This is a genomic window from Streptomyces sp. NPDC048612, from assembly GCF_043199295.1.
In the GTDB taxonomy this organism is placed as follows: Bacteria; Actinomycetota; Actinomycetes; order Streptomycetales; family Streptomycetaceae; genus Streptomyces.
Genome location: NZ_JBICVV010000005.1, coordinates 40,396 through 58,213, shown reverse-complemented (window position 1 = coordinate 58,213; position 17,818 = coordinate 40,396). Strand labels below are relative to the sequence as shown.

General features: G+C 70.3%; 16 protein-coding genes. 6 read left to right on the top strand and 10 right to left on the bottom strand.

The genetic code is table 11. The features are described 5' to 3' along the window. Positions 1-46: 46 nt before the first annotated feature. Complete coding sequence (locus tag ACGFN2_RS10480; RefSeq protein ID WP_393359116.1) at positions 47-508, bottom strand: pyridoxamine 5'-phosphate oxidase family protein; 462 nt, start codon at positions 506-508, stop codon at positions 47-49. Positions 509-752: 244 nt separating this feature from the next. Further along, a complete protein-coding gene (locus tag ACGFN2_RS10475) occupies positions 753-1,286 on the bottom strand; it encodes a DUF1648 domain-containing protein (RefSeq protein ID WP_393359114.1) in 534 nt (177 codons plus the stop codon). A gap of 83 nt (positions 1,287-1,369) precedes the next feature. Here ACGFN2_RS10475 and ACGFN2_RS10470 point away from each other — a divergent pair, with 83 nt between their 5' ends. After that, positions 1,370-1,495, top strand: a complete 126-nt coding sequence (locus tag ACGFN2_RS10470; RefSeq protein ID WP_393359464.1) for a hypothetical protein — start codon at positions 1,370-1,372, stop codon at positions 1,493-1,495. On the opposite strand, the gene ACGFN2_RS10465 is transcribed toward ACGFN2_RS10470, so the two are convergent. From ACGFN2_RS10465 to ACGFN2_RS10455, 3 genes are all read right to left on the bottom strand, one after another. Continuing rightward, complete coding sequence (locus ACGFN2_RS10465; protein WP_393359112.1) at positions 1,492-2,460, bottom strand: alpha/beta hydrolase; 969 nt, start codon at positions 2,458-2,460, stop codon at positions 1,492-1,494. The two genes, ACGFN2_RS10470 and ACGFN2_RS10465, sit on opposite strands and share 4 nt — an antisense overlap. 223 nt (positions 2,461-2,683) lie before the next feature. Then, on the bottom strand, positions 2,684-4,069 hold the full coding sequence (locus ACGFN2_RS10460) for a M1 family metallopeptidase (RefSeq protein ID WP_393359110.1): 1,386 nt from the start codon (positions 4,067-4,069) through the stop codon (positions 2,684-2,686). Between the two features lie 53 nt (positions 4,070-4,122). Continuing rightward, positions 4,123-8,037: a Pls/PosA family non-ribosomal peptide synthetase gene (locus tag ACGFN2_RS10455; protein WP_393359108.1), complete on the bottom strand. Its 3,915-nt coding sequence runs from the start codon at positions 8,035-8,037 to the stop codon at positions 4,123-4,125. 334 nt (positions 8,038-8,371) lie between these two features. On the opposite strand from ACGFN2_RS10455, the gene ACGFN2_RS10450 reads away from it, so the two are divergent. After that, a complete protein-coding gene (locus ACGFN2_RS10450) occupies positions 8,372-8,677 on the top strand; it encodes a hypothetical protein (protein WP_393359106.1) in 306 nt (101 codons plus the stop codon). Positions 8,678-8,831: 154 nt separating this feature from the next. Here the strand turns inward: ACGFN2_RS10450 and ACGFN2_RS10445 are convergent, their stop codons facing one another. The 4 genes from ACGFN2_RS10445 to ACGFN2_RS10430 form a co-directional block, all read right to left on the bottom strand. Then, positions 8,832-9,305: a cupin domain-containing protein gene (locus ACGFN2_RS10445; RefSeq protein WP_362610840.1), complete on the bottom strand. Its 474-nt coding sequence runs from the start codon at positions 9,303-9,305 to the stop codon at positions 8,832-8,834. A 273-nt stretch (positions 9,306-9,578) separates the two neighbouring features. Beyond that, positions 9,579-10,304, bottom strand: a complete 726-nt coding sequence (locus tag ACGFN2_RS10440) for a dienelactone hydrolase family protein (RefSeq protein ID WP_393359104.1) — start codon at positions 10,302-10,304, stop codon at positions 9,579-9,581. A 444-nt stretch (positions 10,305-10,748) separates the two neighbouring features. Continuing rightward, entirely contained in the window at positions 10,749-11,390 is a 642-nt protein-coding gene (locus ACGFN2_RS10435) for a maleylpyruvate isomerase N-terminal domain-containing protein (protein WP_393359102.1), read from the bottom strand. Positions 11,391-12,215: 825 nt separating this feature from the next. Next, complete coding sequence (locus ACGFN2_RS10430; RefSeq protein WP_393359100.1) at positions 12,216-12,548, bottom strand: hypothetical protein; 333 nt, start codon at positions 12,546-12,548, stop codon at positions 12,216-12,218. Positions 12,549-12,819: 271 nt separating this feature from the next. On the opposite strand from ACGFN2_RS10430, the gene ACGFN2_RS10425 reads away from it, so the two are divergent. From ACGFN2_RS10425 to ACGFN2_RS10415, 3 genes are read left to right on the top strand one after another with little or no spacing between them, the layout of a single operon-like run. Then, on the top strand, positions 12,820-13,899 hold the full coding sequence (locus ACGFN2_RS10425) for an ABC transporter substrate-binding protein (protein WP_393359098.1): 1,080 nt from the start codon (positions 12,820-12,822) through the stop codon (positions 13,897-13,899). Between the two features lie 2 nt (positions 13,900-13,901). After that, the gene (locus ACGFN2_RS10420; RefSeq protein WP_393359096.1) at positions 13,902-15,008 is read left to right on the top strand and encodes a FecCD family ABC transporter permease; all 1,107 of its coding nucleotides are present in this window, start codon (positions 13,902-13,904) and stop codon (positions 15,006-15,008) included. Beyond that, complete coding sequence (locus ACGFN2_RS10415) at positions 15,005-15,820, top strand: ABC transporter ATP-binding protein (RefSeq protein WP_393359094.1); 816 nt, start codon at positions 15,005-15,007, stop codon at positions 15,818-15,820. Before ACGFN2_RS10420 ends, ACGFN2_RS10415 begins: the two co-directional genes overlap by 4 nt. A 75-nt stretch (positions 15,821-15,895) precedes the next feature. Here ACGFN2_RS10415 and ACGFN2_RS10410 read toward each other — a convergent pair whose 3' ends face one another. Further along, positions 15,896-16,111 (bottom strand): heavy-metal-associated domain-containing protein, encoded by a 216-nt coding sequence (locus ACGFN2_RS10410; RefSeq protein ID WP_393359092.1) that lies wholly within the window; start codon positions 16,109-16,111, stop codon positions 15,896-15,898. A gap of 290 nt (positions 16,112-16,401) precedes the next feature. Here ACGFN2_RS10410 and ACGFN2_RS10405 point away from each other — a divergent pair, with 290 nt between their 5' ends. Then, the gene (locus ACGFN2_RS10405) at positions 16,402-17,811 is read left to right on the top strand and encodes an MFS transporter (protein ID WP_393359090.1); all 1,410 of its coding nucleotides are present in this window, start codon (positions 16,402-16,404) and stop codon (positions 17,809-17,811) included. Positions 17,812-17,818 lie beyond the last annotated feature (7 nt).

Genomic DNA, 17,818 nt, shown 5'->3' with positions numbered 1-17,818 from the left:
CCGACGAGACGCGGCACAGGAGGCCGGCGGGCGAAGCCCCGGGGACCTACCCCAGCCATGCCCCGTCCCGCATCAGTACTCTGCCCCCAAGTTCCGTCTCCCCTCGCCAGGCCAGCACGGTCTCCGGCTCGATGCGCAGATACACGAACGCGGCTTCCTCGGTACGCGGGTCCCACCCGAATTTGTCAGCGAACCCGTCCGCCGCCTCGCCGGGTACACGCTCCGCCGGGAAGCGAATGGCCCGCCCCTTCAGGAGGACGACGTCGAACGTGTCCGGCAAGGCCAGGCGTACCCGCGGATCATCCCGGATGTTGCGCGCGGTCGCGGTGGCCTCACCGGTGCACATCCATACGGCGTGCCCGTCCCACCAGAACCACAGCGGTACCTGGTGCGGGCCACGGTCCGGATGAGCTGTGGACACCCAGATGTCCCGTTCCCTGCCGAGGCGTTCCAGCGTGTTGCGCTTGCGCTCCGACAGCTCGCGACGAGCGGTTCGCGTGGTCTGCATGGGCATCGACCCTAGCCAGTGGCCCCTGGCCCCGCATGGGGCGTAGGGCTTAGTTCCCGAGGCGGAGGCCGTTCAGGCGTCGTGCAGGAATCCGGCAACTCCGTTGTTTATCTGTGCTCTCGTCGTCGTCCCAGGCGAAGGGGCACCCCGAAGCCCACGCGGCGATCTCAGGCGTCTTCCAGAACACGCTGCCCCGGGCTGGGCCAGCGGATGAGCAGGTGGTGCGTCCGATGTGTTCGGAAGCTCAGTGCGCAGGTGCTCGGCGGTCGTGAACGGTGGAGGCGACCGTCAGAGCGGTTCCGGCGAGGATGGGCGCGATCATCGCGGTGAACAGCCAGCCGGATACCTCTGGCTCGGGCGCCGAACGCCACAGGACTGTGCAGCCGATCAGAAGCGACATGCCTACGCAAGCGTTGAGTGCCAGCAGCGCCCGGGCGGTCCAGAGGGCGGAGGCGCGTGTGCGAGGCCGGTTGAGCGACGACCTCACCAGCCCGTTGCCGAAGGGCGCAACGTTGTCCGGGAGTTCGGCACTCGGAGTGGTCCGCAGTGTCAGCTCCGCGCAGGCGGTGAGCAGAACAGTGACGCCGATGTGCACGAAGACGAGTATGAAGGCGCTACCGATGGATCGGTCGGTCCAGGCGTCGACCCCATCGGTGCCGATGTGCTGCGGTATCCGGCTCGGCAGATGCGGATAGCGGACGACGCCCCAAACGGACAGGGCGGTGAGGAGGGCGGCATTGGGGACGAGCCACAGGCGTACGGGAGAGGACAAGACCATGGGGCCGATTGTCCGGCGAACGCGTAAGGGTGGGTAGCCGTTTTACGGTGGTGAGCGGGCGGAGCGCGGCGGCCAGGCAGACGTTGACTGCTGAAAACCACACGGTCGCGATGGTCGGCGACGGCACCAACGACGCTCCCGCACTCGCCCTCGCCGACGTCGGCATCGCCATGGGCGCACACTCCTCCCATGCTGAAACGATCAGCTAGGTCTGGTCGGTTCCAAGGGCGTTGCGGAGGAAGGAAGTTGCCTGGTCGATGGCTCCGCGGGCGGCTTTGGAGTGACTCAGTGAGTTGAGCATCATGAAGTCGTGGACCGTGCCGTCGTAGCGCACCGTGGTCACCGGAACGCCGGCTGCTCGGAGCTTGGCGGCGTACGCCTCGCCCTCATCGCGCAGCACGTCGGCCTCGTCGACGATCAGCAGGGCGGGCGGCAGGCCGGAGAGCTGCTCGGTGGTGGCCTGGTTGGGAGACGCGGTGATCTCCGCGCGTTGGTCCGGGTCGGTCGTGTAGGCGTTCCAGAACCATTCCATCAGCTGGCGGCTCAGGTAGTAGCCGGTGGCGAACTGGTCGTAGGAACCGGTGTCCATGGCCGCGTCGGTGACCGGGTAGTACATCGACTGCTGTACGAACGTGACGTCACCGCGCTCCTTGGCCATGAGGGCGAGTGCGGCGGTCATGTTCCCGCCGACCGACTCCCCGGCCACTGCCATGCGCCGTGCATCCAGCCCCTTGGACGCCCCCTCCCGGGCGATCCACTGCGCGGTGGCGTAGCCCTGCTCGATGGCCACCGGGTAGTGCGCCTCGGGCGACGGCGTGTACTCCACGAAGGCCACTGCCGCACGAGTGCCGACCGCCAACTCGCGCACTAGGCGGTCGTGGGTGCCGGCATTGCCCAGCACCCAGCCACCGCCGTGCATGTACAGCACGACGGGCAGCGTCCCGGTGGCGCCCTGCGGCTTGACGATGCGTACCCCCACATCGCCCACCGATGCCGGAACCGAAACCCACTCCTCGTCGACCGGCAGCTTGTCGACCGGCGCGGCCTGGAGGTCGTCGAGCACCTTGCGCGCTGCGGTCGGTTCCAGCTCGTACAGGAACGGATGTTGTGAGGTTGCGTCGGCGAGTTCCTGTGCCTCGGGCTCAAGAACTATCGAGGCGGTTCGACCAGCCATGGGAATGCTCCCTGGTAAATCCGAGAAACGCATAATAAAGGGCGCGGGGCGCTGGAGAGCGCCGCGCTGCGCTTGGGCTGCGGGGCGGCCGGCAGCGCCTCCGCCCTTGTTCAAGCCCCTGATGGGGGTATTTGTCCATTGTAATTGCCTGCTCTCCGTAGACGCATTCCAAGGGGCCGCCTCGTCCGTTCACCGGCTGGTCCACGGGTTGGGCCCACGAGGCCTACGGCCTTGCCGGACGGCGTGCTCCCGTGGGATGTGGCAGTGGCGGGAGGGAAGGCTCTCGTAGCCAGGCCTCGAAGAGTCCGCTCAGAGGGGTGGCCGTGTGCTGCTGGGCGTGCGTGGTGAAGTCGGTGGTGGTCACGGTGCCGTGGCGGTGGTTTGTGGCCCAGGCCTTGAGCATGCGGAAGAACGGGGCCTCGCCGAGGGCGCAGCGCAGTGCGTGGACCGTCAGGCCGCCTCGTTGGTAGAGGCGGTCGTCGAACATCAGGAGTGCCCCGGGGTCGGCCAGTCGCAGGTTCTGGGGTGCGATGGACAGCAGGCGGTGTGCGGTGGCGGCGTGGTCGGCCGCTGTTCGGCCTCCGGCGTGTTCCGACCACAGCCACTCGGCGTACTTGGCGAAGCCCTCGTTGAGCCAGATGTGCTGCCAGTCGGCGACCGAGACGCTGTTGCCGAACCACTGGTGGGCCAGTTCATGGGCGACCAGGCGTTCCGAGGTGCGGGCTCCGTCGAGGTGGTTGGTGCCGAAGGTGGCGACACCCTGGGCCTCCACCGGGACGTCCAGCTCCTCGTCGGCGACCACGATCGCGTACTCGCCGAAGGGGTAGGCCCCGAAGACGTCCTGGAAGAACTGCATCATCTGGGTCTGCCGGGCGAAGTCCTCGGTGAACTGCGGGCGCAGATGTGCGGGCACGTAGGCGGTCTGGGGCACCGGTGGGTTGCGTTCGTCCGCCGAGGCCGGAGCCTGGGCCGGGGTGGTGAGCGGCACGGTGGTGTATCTGCCGAGGGAGACGGTCATCAGGTAGCTGGAGGTGGGGGCCGGCTGCTCGTAGACCCAGGTGGTGCTGCTCGCCCGGGTGGTGCGGGAGAGGAGCCGGCCGCCGACGACCGCGGTGAACGGGGACGGGGCGGTGAGCGCCACCCGGTAGGAGGCCTTGTCGGCCGGCCGGTCGTTGCAGGGGTACCAGGACGGTGCACCGATCGGCTGGCCGGCCACCAGGGCACCGTCGGTCAGCTCCTCCCAGCCCAGTCCGCCCCAGGGGCTGCGGATCGGCTGGGGGTTGCCGGTGTAGCGCACCTCGATGGTGCAGGACGTGCCGGGGGCGAGTGTCCTCCCCGGGCGGATGCGCAGTTTGCCCGCGCGGTGGACGTAGCGCGCGGTCCGGCCGTCCAGGAGCAGCCGGTGAATCCGCAAGGCAGCGAGGTCGAGGACGATCTCGTCCAGCGGCGCGGGGCCGGTCTGCGTGTGGAGCCGGGCGGAGCCGCTGAGCCGGTTGGACACCGGGCGGTAGTCCAGGTCGAGTTCGTAGCGTTCGACGTGGTAGCGGGCGTCCCCGTGGTCGGGGAAGTACGGGTCCGCGCCGGGGGCCGGGGCCTGCTGGGGGTTCACGGTCGTACTCTCCCTGGCATCGGTGGGCTGATGCTGCGTCGTGGGACGCTGTCTCATTCTCGGGGGCGCCAGGCCTCGATCGGGTTGCCCAGCCACCGGGTGTCGGCGGGGACGGTTTCCGCGCCCATCGCCAAGGACGCCGGGCCGAGCGTGCTGCGCGCCCCGAGCGTGCTGCCGGGCAGCACGATGCCGCCGGGCCCGAGCGTGGCGCCCGCACGGAGCACCACGGTGTCGGTGCGGAGGATGCGGTCGTGGAAGAGGTGGGTCTGCAGCACACAGCCCCGGTTGACGCTCACTCCGTCCTCCAGGGTGACCAGGTCGGCCTCCGGCAGCCAGTACGTTTCGCACCACACGCCGCGGCCGACGGTGGCGCCCAGTCCGCGCAGCCAGAGGTTCGTCAGCGGTGTGCCCGGCACCGCGCCGATCAGCCAGGGCACGGCCAGCACCTCGACGAAGGTGTCGGCGAGCTCCGTACGCCACACGAAGCCGCTCCACAGCGGGTGTCGTGCCCGCCGGAACCGGCCCGCCAGCAGCCACTTCGCCGCGATGGCCACCGCGCAGGCGACGACGCCGGCGGCCGGTAGCACCAGACCGGACAGCAGCGCCGCCACCGCCGTTGAACCGTGTACGGCCAGGTGTGCAAGCGCGGCCAGGGTCAGCAGGCCGAGGCCGGCGGAGACCAGTACCGGCACCAGCCGGCAGGCTTCGACCAGCCCTCGGGCGCGGAGCAGCCGGGCCGGCGGGTCGTAGGTGAGGTGGTGGTCCGTGGTGTCGGCGGAGCGCGGCAGGCGCATCGGGGGCATGCCCAGATACGAGCGGCCCTGCTTCGCCTTCTTCGGGGTGGCGGAGAGCACTCCCACCAGGCACCGGTCGGGGAGGGTGCGTCCCGGCGCGGTCATGCCGGAGTTGCCGAGAAAGGCCCGCTCGCCGATCTCGGCCGTGCCGATCCGCAGCCATCCGCCGCCCAGTTCGTACGGCGCGATCAGGGTGTCATCGGCCAGGAAGGCGCGGTCGTGCACGGTGGTGAGGCTGGGCAGCGCCAGCACCGTGGAGACCTCGACGCGGCGGCCGACCGTCATCCCCAGGGCGCGCAGCCACACGGGGGTGATGAGGCCGGCGTAGAGCGGGAAGAGCTTCTCACGGGCCCGGTCCATGAGCTGGCTGACGGTCCAGGCCTGCCAGCCGGTCCGGCCGTGCAGCGGATACCAGCCGGGCCGGAGGCCGCGGCTCAGGAGCCGGACGACGACGATCAGCAGGGCGCCGTAGGCCAGCCCGAAGGCGAGGATGGCGGGTACCAGCGCGAGGAGCGCTCCGCGGAGGGCGTCGCCGAGGCCGTCCCCGGGGTGGACGAAGCAGCCCGCCACCGCCAGAGCCGGTATCCCGGCCACGATGTGCAGCAGTCCGATGGCCGGGCCGCTCAGTCCGTAGAGCACCACCCACCCGGCACCGCGCGGGGGCTGCTGCTTGGGCCACTGCCGTTCCGCCTTGCCCAGCTTGACGGCCGGCGCCCCGCCCCAGCTCTGGCCGGTCGGCACCCGGGCGGTGACGGCGGAACCGGGAGCGACCTGGGCCCGCTTGCCCACCCGGGCGCCGGGGAAGAGCGTGCTGCGGACACCGACCACCGCGCCCGAGCCGACCTTCACCGGGCCGACCTCCAGCCGGTCCCCGTCCAGCCAGTGGCCGGACAGATCCACCTCCGCCTCGACGGCACACCCCCGGCCCAGCTTGAGCAGTCCGGTGACCGGCGGCGGCGAGTGCAGATCGACCTCCGGCCCGATCCGCGCGCCGAGCGCACGGCCGTAGCGGACCAGCCACGCCCCGGACAGATGGACGGCGCCGCTCAGCTCGGCGAGCCGTTCCGCGGTCCACAGCCGCAGATGCACGCTGCCGCCGCGGGGGTAGCTTCCCGGCCGCAGCCCCCGCAGCAGTAGCCGCGCCCCACCGGCCGCGATGGCCAGCCTCCCCGGCGGGCTGAAGAGCAGCAGGCCACCGGCCGCCACCCACCACCACGAGGCCGTCGGCGCCCATGGATAGCTGCCGCACCACGCCAGGGCGTTGCCCAGGGCCAGCAGCCCCACCGTCCAGCGCAGCCCGACCAGGGTGAACAGCGGCAGCACCAGGAGCAGTTGGACGATTTTGGCCCGGGCGGGGACGGGCGCCACCCGGCGCGCTTCGCTCTTGCCGGGCACGGAACGTTCCAGCAGCCGGGCCAGCTTGCGCAGGGTGGGCTGCTGGTAGATGTCGCTCACGGCCGTGGCCGGGTAGCGGTCGCGGAGCAGGGTGGCGAGCTGGGCGGCGGCCAGGCTGCCGCCGCCGATCACGAAGAAGTCGTCCCGGGCCTCGACGACCGGCACCCCGAGGATCTCGCGCCATCGCTCGGCCAGCCATGCCTCGGTGTCGTTGAGCTGAACGGCCTCCACCGGGGCGCCGGGATCAAGTCCCGCCGTACGGGGCAACGGCCAGGGCAGCGCGGCCCGGTCCACCTTGCCGGAGGTACGGATCGGCAGGGTGTCGACGGTGGCGAGCAGCGGCACCAGGGCGGCGGGCAGCCGGGCGCGCAGCCGCTCGACGGCCGCGGTCCGGTCCCAGCCGCCCTCGGTCACCACATAGCCGATCAGCAGCGGATTGCCGCTGTGCGCGGTCCGGACGGCGGCCGCGGCACCGGTGACGCCGGGCAGTGCCCGCAGGGCCGCGTCCACCTCACCGAGTTCGATCCGCCGGCCACCGAGTTTGATCTGTTCGTCGTCGCGTCCCAGGAAGACCAGTCCGTCGGGGTCGGCCCGTACGAGGTCGCCGCTGCGGTAGGCGCGCTGCCAGCCGAGCGACTCCAGCGGGCCGTATTTCTCCGCGTCCTTGGCGCGGTCCAGGTAGCGCGCCAGTCCGGCCCCGCCGATGACGAGCCGGCCGCTGCGGCCCATGGCGACCGGCACACCGGCGTCGTCCACCACGGCCAGGTCCCAGCCGTCCAGCGGCAGGCCGATCCGGACCGGCCCGTCGCGGGACAGCAGCGCGGCACAGGTGACCACGGTCGCCTCGGTCGGACCGTAGGTGTTCCAGACCTCCCGCCCCTCGGTGACCACGCGCGCCACCAGCTCGGGCGGACACGGTTCGCCGCCGAAGACGAGCAGCCGCACTTCGTTGAGCGCCTCGGCCGGCCACAGTGCCGCGAGCGTCGGCACCGTGGACACCACGGTGATCTCCTGCTCGGTGAGCCACGGTCCGAGGCCCGCTCCGTCACGCACCTGGGAACGGGGCACGGGCACCAGGCAGGCGCCGTACCGCCAGGCGAGCCACATCTCCTCGCACGAGGCGTCGAAGGCGACCGAAAGGCCCGCCATCACCCGGTCACCGGGGCCGATCGGTTCCTCCTGGAGGAAGAGCCCCGCCTCGGCGTCGACGAAGGCCGCCGCGTTGCGATGGGTGACGGCGACGCCCTTGGGCCGCCCGGTGGAACCGGAGGTGAAGATGATCCAGGCGTCATCCGCGGGACCCGGGCGGCACTGGGAGCCGGTGGCGGGGCTGCCCGCCATGGTGAGCTGCCGCCCGGCTTCCAGGACGGCACTCACCGCCGCCTCACTGAACACCAGCTCCGCCCGCTCGTCCGGGTCCTCGGCGTCCACCGGTACATAGGCCGCCCCCGAGGCGAGTACGGCCAGAATGCAGATGTAGAGGTCATTGCTGCCGGAGGGCAGCCGTACCCCGACCCGGTCGCCCACGCCGATCCCGGCCGACGCCAGCCGGCGTCGTAGTTCCTCCACCTCACCGGCGAGCTCCTGGTAGCTCAGGGAGTTCCGTCCGTCGTCCAGAGCCGGCTCGTCGGGATGGATCAGGACAGTCACATCCAGGATGTCCACGAGCGTCCGCGCGGCGGGACCCGTACGTCCGCCGAACACGGCGGGTGAGCCGGCGGCGCGCTCACCGACGGGGTCCTGCTCCAGCACCGTGCGCCCCGACATCAGCTCAACCATGCGTTCCTCGCCCTTCGTTCCCCCATCCACTCCATGGCCGGGGCGGCGGCGGACCAGATGACGTGCACGTCGTACAGCGCGCCTCCGCCCCGGCAGGCACGGACCACGCGCATTGCTCACAGGGGTCACTCGCCTATCCATGTGAATATCCGGCATCCCGTGATACCCGGCGAGGATTATGGGCAAAAGGGTTGTTTTGCCCCTGTGGGGGCCTGCTTCTTCCCTCGGCGGACCGAAGGCGGGTCACCCATTCGGCCCCCGGCGTGGTGCGTCGCGTCAGGCGTCCGGTCCACGCTTCTCTCAAACCCCCATGGGAAAAGGAGTGGTACCGGTGATGCCGTTGGCCGACGACTGGCTGGTTCCATGGGTGGCGAAGGCTCACTCGGCCCTCGAAGGAGGACCACTGGCCGCCTTCCTCGCGGACCTTGCCACCGCCTCCCCCGCCCTGGGACGCGCCACGGCACACATCATCAGCCTCCCCATGCACTCCGCCGCACTCGCCTTGCGCACGTCCCCCGAGGGCCTCACCACGGCCTTGACGCAACTCAGCGAGGCCGGTCTGCTTGCGTGCGCCTATGAGGGCGACTCGGACGGTGCGTATGTCACGATCACGCTGCTGCCCGGCGGCGCATCCTGGTGAGCGGGTCCGGCGTGGAATTCGCGTGACCCCGGTCGCACGAATCGCGCTTCCGGGGTCGCTGCGTCCGGCTCCTCCGTGAGTGACGGTGCAGCCGGCACCGACCACCCACACGCTAGGAGTTCGACTGGGGTGTCGGGAGCGGGACGCGGGTCCGTCACCCGATCAATCGGGCCACGTCTTCTTCCTGCCGTGCGCCCGTCTCCTTGACTTGGTACAGCTCGGGCACGGACACCTTGATCGGTTCTTGGGTGGTCCGTGCGATCACTACGACCACGGGCTCGTTCGGGTCCGGGTTCTCCTCGCGATGCGGGACGAACGGGGGGACAAGCAGGAAGTCGCCAGGCTCGGCGGAGATCCGTACCTCCTGTATGCCGTCGTGGAAGACGAACACGGGGTGACCGCTGACCACGTAGATCCCCGCCTCGGACTCGCCGTGATGGTGGTTGTCCGTTGCACTCAACGGTGCATTCTCCACCAGGCCCATCCAGAGCTTCTTCGAGCCGACTGTGCCGCCGCTGATGGCGGCATGGCCATCCAACTCGCCGGCTCGAATGTGGTGGACGCGGTTGCCCAGCTGCCCGTTGCCGTCTGCGCTCAGTGCGGATATGACGCCTTCATGGGTGGTCATCGGTGGCCTCCTGATTGTTGTCGACGGCCTTTTGGCCGAGCATCAGGCTGCGACCACCGCGCCCGCAGCTACAACTATCGTTGCTGTAATGGCAACGCGCGCCTCCGGAACCAAGACGTCCCGCCCGGGCAGTCGCTAGTCACAGACGAGATGATCTCGATGTGGCTGATGTGATCACAGCGTTGGAGTCGTCCTGGGCAGCCGCGTTCGCCGGACCCTCGCCGGATAACGGCCCAGCCGCCGGCCGAGTCGGAACCGCGGTGGCCGGCCAGATCACTCCGTTACGGGCAGGCACTCGGCGAGCAGGTCGACGATGTCGCGCCAGGCGCGCTGCGCGTGTCGTGGGTGGTAGCCGACCCCCGGGCGCACGGTGTGGTCGACCGATGGGTGGTGGAAGGCGTGCAAGGCTCCCCCGTAGACCGTGAGGCGCCAGTCGACGCCTGCGGCCTGCATCTCGGCGGCGAACGCCTCCCGTTGAGCGGGCGGCATGATCGGGTCTTCCGACCCGACCCCGGCCCACACTGGGCAGCGAATGTGTGCCGCCTCGCCCGGACGGCCCGTGGTCAGTGCGTTGACTGTCCCGATCGCGCGCAGGTTGACGCCTTCGCGCCCGAGTTCCAGCCCGATGGCGCCCCCGGTCCCGTAGCCGACGGCGGCGATCCGTTCGGGGTCCGTCCGCGGTTCGGCGCGCAACACGTCGAGCGCCGCGTGGCCGATGCCCCGCATCCGGCCGGGGTCGGCGAGCAGCGGCATGCAACGGGCCAGCATCTCCTCGGGTTCGCCCAAATAGCGCCCGCCGTGGAGGTCGAAGGCCAGCGCTACGTACCCCAACTCGGCGAGCGCATCGGCCCGGCGGCGCTCGACGTCGCTCAGCCCCGTGCCCTCTGGTCCGAGCAGCACCGCGGGCCGGCGGTCGGCACCGGCCGGGAGCGCGAGGTGCCCGCTCATCGTCAAACCGTCGGCCTGGTACTCGACCGTACGCGTCGTAATCGTCGTCATGCGACTGGACTGTAGTGATGATCAGGCCCGGCCGGACTGGCGTTCACCACTGGCAGAACAGCACGGGTGCACCTCTGAAGTGCGGCGGGGGCTCACAAGATCCATCACAAAACCCGCTCCCGCGCCAGCTCTGCGGCACCAATGAACCCCAGCTGCCCGACCGCGTCCTCGCCGTACACCCGGTAGCGGGCAGGGGGGCCGGTCAGTGGGCAGGAGCCCGGCGCCACACACGTCATTCGCGGTTCAGGTACACGAGACCTTGGATGGTGGCCAGGCGGGTGTGCAGGGTGGGCTCTGGGGCCGGAGTGCTGGTGAGCAACAGGACTCGGATTGCCGGGTGTTCCGGTGCGTAGAGGTTGCCCTGGCCGTCATCGCCGGGGACAACCGTCCGAACCGCCGCCCATGACCACACGCCTAACTGCGCGAGACTGCGCGGGCTTCACTTCAAAGCACGCGGATGGCCTGGTTGCTGTCACGTTCGCGCCTGGCCAGCGCGTGGAGTACCGCCTGATCGCCGTGCCGGTCGCGGGCCGCTGCGACAAGGACGTCGACGGCGAGGGCGAGCGTGGCTGAGGGAGTCTGACACTCCTCGCCCACACTCAGTGCCAGGTCCTCAAGGTGCACTGCCAGCTCGACACACCGGGTCTGGAGGTAGCCGTCGAGCAGCATCTCCTCTCCCGGCCGGTGGAGGATGGCGACGTGTCGATCGGCCGGCTCCTCGCCCAGCCGCTGTACCAGCCGCTGCCACGCCGTCCGTGCCTGCTCGGCCACCAAGGCGGGGCCGGCCGCGGCCGTCTCCTCGCTCCGCTCACGCACGCCCACATTGAGCGCGGAGTCCGGCACGGTGGTGCCGACGAGACGCGCGTAGTAGTGCACCGGCGACACCGGCTGCGCGCCGTTCACCTCACCGTCAAGGAACCATTCGACCTGCAGGATGCTGCGCGCCAGGTGACCGGCCAGGCCGCCGACCGACATCCCCGACAGCACCGAATCCTCACCCCAGCAACGCGCCACCCGCTCCGTGGCCAGCAGCTCCACGGCTCGCTCGGCAGCCAGCAGGTACGCATTGCGTATCTCATCAGTCATGCGAGGCATCTTGCCCGCACCTGGAACTCCGCAACCGAGGTATCCATATGGTGGAGTGGCTGCCGAATTTTCGACGCAGTCAGGTGAACACGCAGGCCAGGTGCGGGAGTTCGGGTGTGGAGCGGCTCCGCTATGCGGTGAGGCGAGAGGCATCCCCTACCTGAAGGCCCTCCGCCACTCACAGCTTTTGGCGTCCCACAGGATCAATACCCTCCCACCGTCGGGGGAGGGTGCGGCCAGGGCCTCCAGATTGACACGGGTCAGCGCTTCCAATGCTGCGTCAGGAAGCCCCGAAGGGACCTCAAATGTCAGTCGCCCATCGCCCTCGTCGATGACCGTCAGGGACTCTCCCCTGTCCACCACCGGTGGTGTACCCGATCCGGGGCCCCGAACCCAGCGAGCGACCAGCTGCCGGGCGGCTTCGAAGGCGCGGTTGCCGGCCTGGGTCGCGAGTGCCTGCATGAAAGGGAGTACTGCCGCCGTACCCACGGCGGTGAGGACCACCTCGGCAGACCCAGGACTACCAGGATTGGCGGGTCTGTAGTCACCGGTCCCGACGCCCGCCCCGCCGGTGAGGTGGCTCTGCTCTCTCGATATCGCCTCTTCTGCTAAGCCGCGGAACGCGGCCGACTCAGTCGGCTCCACCGCCATGTTCCCCTCCCCATCAGTTAGTTACGCTCCACTTCGTAGCCTAACCGTCTGGCTGCTCCCGTAGCGTGACCGGTCCGTTCGACGGGTGGGGCAGTGGCCGGTTCTGATTCCCACCGGCGGCAAGACAGCGGTCACGAGGGGGCCGGGGACGGGCGAGAAGGGCGTCCCCACTCGTCAGCCCTCCCGAGTCACTCCCTGGCGGAAGAGTGGCGTAGGTATCAGGGCGGCGAATGCGATCTGAGCCATGGTCTGCCAGATGATTTCGGGCGGGCCGAGGTAGAGGAGGGGCCAAGCGCAGAGGATCAGCGGGAGGGCGAGCAGCACACGGAACAGGGCCATGCCCATGCGCTTGTGGAGTGATACCGCGACAACCGCGATGAGCAGGGTGGGGATGCCTATGAGTGGCAGCACGTCCAGCCCCAGCGTCACGCTCTTCAGGAGATTGTCTTCCCGCCCGTCCGTCAGCGAGCTGGCCACCCAGGCTGCGGTGTGGAGGGGCACGTACATGAGCACGCACCACCCCGTCCGACCCAGAACATGCCCCAGTCTCTGGGCGTTTCCCTGCGGCACTGCCATCCACCCCCACGACCCAAGCCTCTGTATGCGAACGCATTCAACGTAGCCCACGGGTTCGATTACCAGGTGAGCGCGTCTGGGGCCGTGATCGCCGTCAGCCCGCTTGCTGAGGTGTGGTGGGAACTCGGCGGGAGGTTGTCCCGACTACTGAAGCAGGTGGCGGAGGTTCGTCCGCTCACCGAGTGGACCTGGGAGGGTATCGATGCGTTCTCGTGTGTGGGGCGGTACGGCGGCCGTTGTACTGGGCGGCCTGCTGGTCGCCGGCTGCGGCGGCGGGGAGAAGGGGGCGGCGGACGAGGGCACCGGGAAGGCTGGGAAGTCCGCGGCCGGGGGCTACCCGGTCTCCGTCACCGACTGCATGGGGGCCAAGACCACCTTCTCCGACGCCCCGAAGGGGATCGTCACCAGCAACGCCTCCAGCCTGGAGCTGCTGCTCCGCCTCGGCGCCGGGGACAAGGTGATCGGCACCGGCTTCCCGCCCGGCAAGGGCACACTGCCCGGCGCGCTGGATGCGCAGGGGCAGAAGGTGAAGGTGCTCAGCAAGAACGTGATCCCGAAGGAGAAGCTCCTCGGCTCCGGCGCCGACGTGTACATCGACACGTTCGCGTCCATGGGGGGCATGGGCGGGGGAGGGATGGGTGATGCGCCGACCCCGGAGGAGTTCGAAGCGGCCGGCATCAAGCACATCTACCTGAAGTCCACTGCCTGTGCGGCGCAGGGCAAGAAGCCCGTGACGGATCTGTCGGCGGTCGAGGCGGACATCACCTCGCTCGGCGCGGTCACCGGCACGAGCGCCAAGGCGAAGGAACTCGTCGCGGGGATGAAGGAGAAGGTCGGCGCGGTCCAGAAGGCGGTCGGTGGTACGGCGGCGGGCAAGCGGCCGACGTACTTCTTCTTCGACTACGACGCCGGCACCAAGCAGCCCACCGTCGTCTGCAACCGCCAGGTCGCCAACGCGGTGATCACTCTGGCCGGGGCCCGCAACGCCTTTGCCGGCTGCGATGGCGACAACAAGCAGGTGGGCTGGGAGCAGGTGATCGCCAAGAACCCGGACTGGATTCAGCTCGGTGTGCGCGGCCGGGGCAGTGAGGCGACGGACAAGAAGGCGTTCGACGAGGCCCAGAAGTGGCTGGAGTCCAACCCGGCGACCAAGGGGCTGAAGGCGGTCAAGGAGGGCCACTTCCTGCGCATCGCCTCCGAGCCGACCACGATCGCCGGCGTCGAGAACGCCGAGACGGTCGAGAAGATCGCCAAGACCCTCTACCCGGGCAAGGTCGGCTAGCCGTGCTCTCCACGTTGTCCGCCTCCCGCCGCAAGACCACCGACGAGGGCCAGGACCAGGGCCAGGGCCAGGACCAGGACGCACGCAGTCTGCCCGCCGGGCCGCTGGCGGTCGTTCTCGTCCTCGCGCTGCTCGCCGCGCTGACGGCTGCCGTGGCCTGGGGATCGACGTCCATCTCGCCCGGCGAGGTGTGGAGCGTGGTGTGGCGGCGACTGTCCGGCGAGGCCCCGCGGCCGGGCACGAACGACCTGATCGTGTGGCAACTGCGCGTCCCCCGTGCCGTGCTGGCCGCGCTCGTGGGTGCCGGACTCGGTGTCGTCGGCACGGCGGTGCAGGCGCTGGTGCGCAACCCGCTGGCCGACCCGTACCTGCTGGGCATCTCCAACGGAGCGTCCCTCGGAGCGGTCGCTTCCCTCGTCCTCGGTCTCGGCGCGGGCGGGGCGCTCGGCCTGGGGCTGTCGGGTGCGGCCTTCGCCGGAGCCCTGGCCACCTTCGCCCTCGTGTGGGCCGTCGCCCGGAGGGGCGGGGGCTTCGCACCGCTGCGCCTGGTGCTCGCCGGGGTGGCGATCGGCCAGTTCCTGTCCGGCTTCACGAGCTTTCTGGTGTTGCAGGCCGGGGACGAGCAGCAGACGCACAGTGTGCTGTTCTGGCTCATGGGCAGCCTGAGCGGCGCGAGTTGGCCGGTGCTGGCCATGCCCGCGATCGTGGTGCCGCTCACCCTGCTGTGGCTTCAGGCGCGGGCCCGGGGGCTGAACGCCCTGATGATGGGCGACGAGACCGCGGCAGGGCTCGGCGTCCATGTCTCCCGGCTGCGCCGCGAGCTGTTCACGGTGACCAGTGTGCTGACCGGCGTCCTGGTGGCGGTGTCCGGCGCGATCGCCTTTGTCGCGCTGATGGTGCCGCACGTCTGCCGCCTGGTCGTCGGTGGCGACCACCGTCGCCTGCTGCCGGTCTCGGCGCTGTTCGGGGCGTTGCTCCTGGTGGTGGTCGACATCGTCTGCCGTACGGCGATGGGCTCGCAGGAGTTGCCGGTCGGCGTGGTCACCTCACTCATCGGGGCTCCGGCCCTGCTGTATCTGCTGGACCGACGCCTTGGGAGCGGCAGTTGAGAATCGACATCGAAGACCTGAGCATCGCCTACGCCGGTCGTACGGTCGTGGCGGGAGCCCATCTGGTCGCGGCCGAGGGCGAGATCACCGGCCTGGTCGGGCCGAACGGCAGTGGCAAGTCCACGCTGTTGCGCACCGTCTACCGGCACTTGAAGCCCACCGCCGGACGCGTCCTGCTGGCCGGTACCGACCTGCGCGAGCTGTCCGCGGTCCAGTCGGCGAGGCATGTGGCGGCGCTGCCGCAGGAGAGGCAGAGCGACTTCGAACTGACCGTCCGCGAGGTCGTCGCGATGGGACGCACACCGTACAAGCGGGCCTTCGCGGGGGATGACGCCACCGACCGGGACATCGTCGCCCGAGCGCTCGCGGACGTGGGCATGACTGCTGCGGGCGGACGGCGGTTCACGGCCCTGTCCGGTGGCGAACGCCAACGCGTCCTGCTGGCCCGCGCGTTCGCCCAGGACCCCGACCTGCTGGTGCTGGACGAGCCGACCAACCACCTCGACATCCGCCACCAGGTCGAACTGCTCGCCCTGCTGAGGGCCCAGCGCCGTACGACGCTGGTGTCGCTGCACGACCTCAACGCCGCCGCCTCCGTGTGCGACCGACTGCATGTCCTGCACGGCGGAGTGGTGATCGCCTCCGGACCGCCGCGCGAGGTCCTCACTCCCGCCTTGCTGGCCGAGGTGTTCGGCGTGCGGGCGGCGGTGGTCGACCACCCGCTCACCGGTGATCCACTGATCGCCTTCGACCACCAGACACCGGCCGGAACGGAGACGCCCGCGCCGGCGGAGGCACTCACCGGAGGATGACCGCGGGCCGGGCAGGAGACGACAGCTCCTGCCCGGCCTGTGGGGTGGGCTCAGGTGCCCGGCCGTTGTATGGGGTCAGGCGGCGACCGAATCGGCCACGACGTAACCGGCCTCGACGATGGCGGCGCGCAGCTGCGAGTCATCGAGGTCCGTGCCGTGCACCGTGACGCTGTTCGCGGCGAGATCGACCACGACCTCGCTCACCCCCGGTACCTCGGAGACTTCTTCCGTGACGCTCGCTACGCAGTGCTCGCAGGTCATGCCGGTGACGTTGTACTGCTTCTGGGCCATGGGGAACTCCTGGGGGCGGGGGGCTTTCGCCGGTGTACGGAACCGTGGAGGGGTGTTCAGATCGACGCCCTCACCTCAGGAGTCGGCTGAGTGGAGTCCTGAGTTCCACGGCGGGTGGTGCTTGGGGAGAAGTCTGCTCCGGAACGCGGAAAGGAGTCTGTGTCCCGCAGAGAAAGCCATCCCTGCCGTCATGTTCTCGGGCATCACCGGGAACTCCCCCCATTCCTGCCCCGACTTATGGAGCGAGGCTGCTGCCCGGCAGCCCACCCGTGGCAGTGAGGGGGAGAAGGGTGACCAACGACGGTCCCGGTGTGGAACGGACCGGTCACATGGCTGTGGGCGGGGACCGCTGGCCGCTGGTCGCCGTGGCGGGTCTGCTGGCATTCGTGGCGATGCTCGACATGAACATCGTCAACGTGGCTCTGGCCGATATCGCTGACGGTCTGCAGGTGTCCACCGCGACCGCTCAATGGGCGGTGCTGGGCTATCAACTGCCGGTGGTGGCACTGCTGTTGCCCGTGGGCCGGTGGCTCGACGGGGTGGCGCTGCGCTCCGCCGTGCTGGCGGCGATCTGCGGGTTCGGCCTGTGCAGCGCCCTGGCTGCCGCGGCGCCCTGGATGGCCTGGTTGATCGCCGCCCGTCTGCTGCAGGGCGCTTTCGGTGCGGCGCTGTTCGTGCTGATGCCGGTTCTCGCGATGCGTTCGGTACGGCCGGAGCTGCGCGGACGGGCGATGAGTGTGCCCGCAACCCTGGGGCCGCTGGGCGCGGTGATCGGGCCCGCCGTGGGCGGCATGCTGCTGGATCACCTGGGCTGGCGCTCCGTCTTCCTGGTGAAGATCCCGTTCTGTGTGCTCGCCCTGGTCGTGGTCTGGCGGACGATGCGGCGGGACGGGGGACTGCGGGCTCCTGACCGCCGGTCGGTGGCCGACGCGCTGCTCGTCGGCACGGGTGCAGCGATCGTGCTGCTGGCGTTGACGCTGGCGCCGGACGGCCCGGCCTGGCTGCTGCTCGCGCTCGCCGCCGTACCGCCGCTGTGGTGGTGGCTGCGCGGGCCGGGCGGGCGTCCGGTGGCCGGAGCGCTCCGGACGGTGGGACTGGTCCGGGCGCACGGGGCCGTGCTGACGCTGGCCGCCGGATTCGCCGCCATGCACTACGTCGTCGCCCTGCACCTTCAGCGCGATAACGGTGTCAGTGCCACCATGACCGGGCTGACCGTGCTCGCCTTCCCCCTCGGCATGGGGGTGGCCGGGCCGCTCGGCGGACGCCTCGCAGACCGATACGGCGCCCGGCCGATCGCGGTCACCGGCGCCGCCCTCACCGCCGCCGGCCTGTTTCTGCTGCTTCCGCTGGGCGACGGCTGGGCGCCGCTGGACGTGGCCTGGCGGCTGGCGCTGGCGGGCGTCGGGCTGGGCCTGAACGGGGGCCCGACCCAGGCCCTCGTCATGGGCGCGGCGCCACCCGACCGGATCGCGACGGTGGGGGCCACGGTGCAGCTCGCCCGCAGTCTCGGCTTCACCCTCGGCCCCGCCCTGGCCACCGCCGCCTGGGGGCTGACCGGACCTGACACGGGCGTACGGGCCGCACTCGCGCTGGCCGCCCTCGCCGCGTGCCTGTCCGTACCCCTGCTCGCCCTGCCCGGCAGCAGGCCCGCTTCCGTCCCCGAGAACGCGACCGACACGACGTCGGCCACTCACGACTGACCCAGGA

Bases quoted from the DNA above. Each gene is read 5' to 3' on its own strand.
- ACGFN2_RS10475 (WP_393359114.1), bottom strand. From the start codon at position 1,286: ATGGTCTTGTCCTCTCCCGTACGCCTGTGGCTCGTCCCCAATGCCGCC.
- ACGFN2_RS10435 (WP_393359102.1), bottom strand. From the start codon at position 11,390: ATGACTGATGAGATACGCAATGCGTACCTGCTGGCTGCCGAGCGAGCC.
- ACGFN2_RS10455 (WP_393359108.1), bottom strand. From the start codon at position 8,037: ATGGTTGAGCTGATGTCGGGGCGCACGGTGCTGGAGCAGGACCCCGTC.
- ACGFN2_RS10450 (WP_393359106.1), top strand. From the start codon at position 8,372: ATGCCGTTGGCCGACGACTGGCTGGTTCCATGGGTGGCGAAGGCTCAC.
- ACGFN2_RS10445 (WP_362610840.1), bottom strand. From the start codon at position 9,305: ATGACCACCCATGAAGGCGTCATATCCGCACTGAGCGCAGACGGCAAC.
- ACGFN2_RS10440 (WP_393359104.1), bottom strand. From the start codon at position 10,304: ATGACGACGATTACGACGCGTACGGTCGAGTACCAGGCCGACGGTTTG.
- ACGFN2_RS10425 (WP_393359098.1), top strand. From the start codon at position 12,820: ATGCGTTCTCGTGTGTGGGGCGGTACGGCGGCCGTTGTACTGGGCGGC.
- ACGFN2_RS10410 (WP_393359092.1), bottom strand. From the start codon at position 16,111: ATGGCCCAGAAGCAGTACAACGTCACCGGCATGACCTGCGAGCACTGC.
- ACGFN2_RS10465 (WP_393359112.1), bottom strand. From the start codon at position 2,460: ATGGCTGGTCGAACCGCCTCGATAGTTCTTGAGCCCGAGGCACAGGAA.
- ACGFN2_RS10480 (WP_393359116.1), bottom strand. From the start codon at position 508: ATGCAGACCACGCGAACCGCTCGTCGCGAGCTGTCGGAGCGCAAGCGC.
- ACGFN2_RS10430 (WP_393359100.1), bottom strand. From the start codon at position 12,548: ATGTACGTGCCCCTCCACACCGCAGCCTGGGTGGCCAGCTCGCTGACG.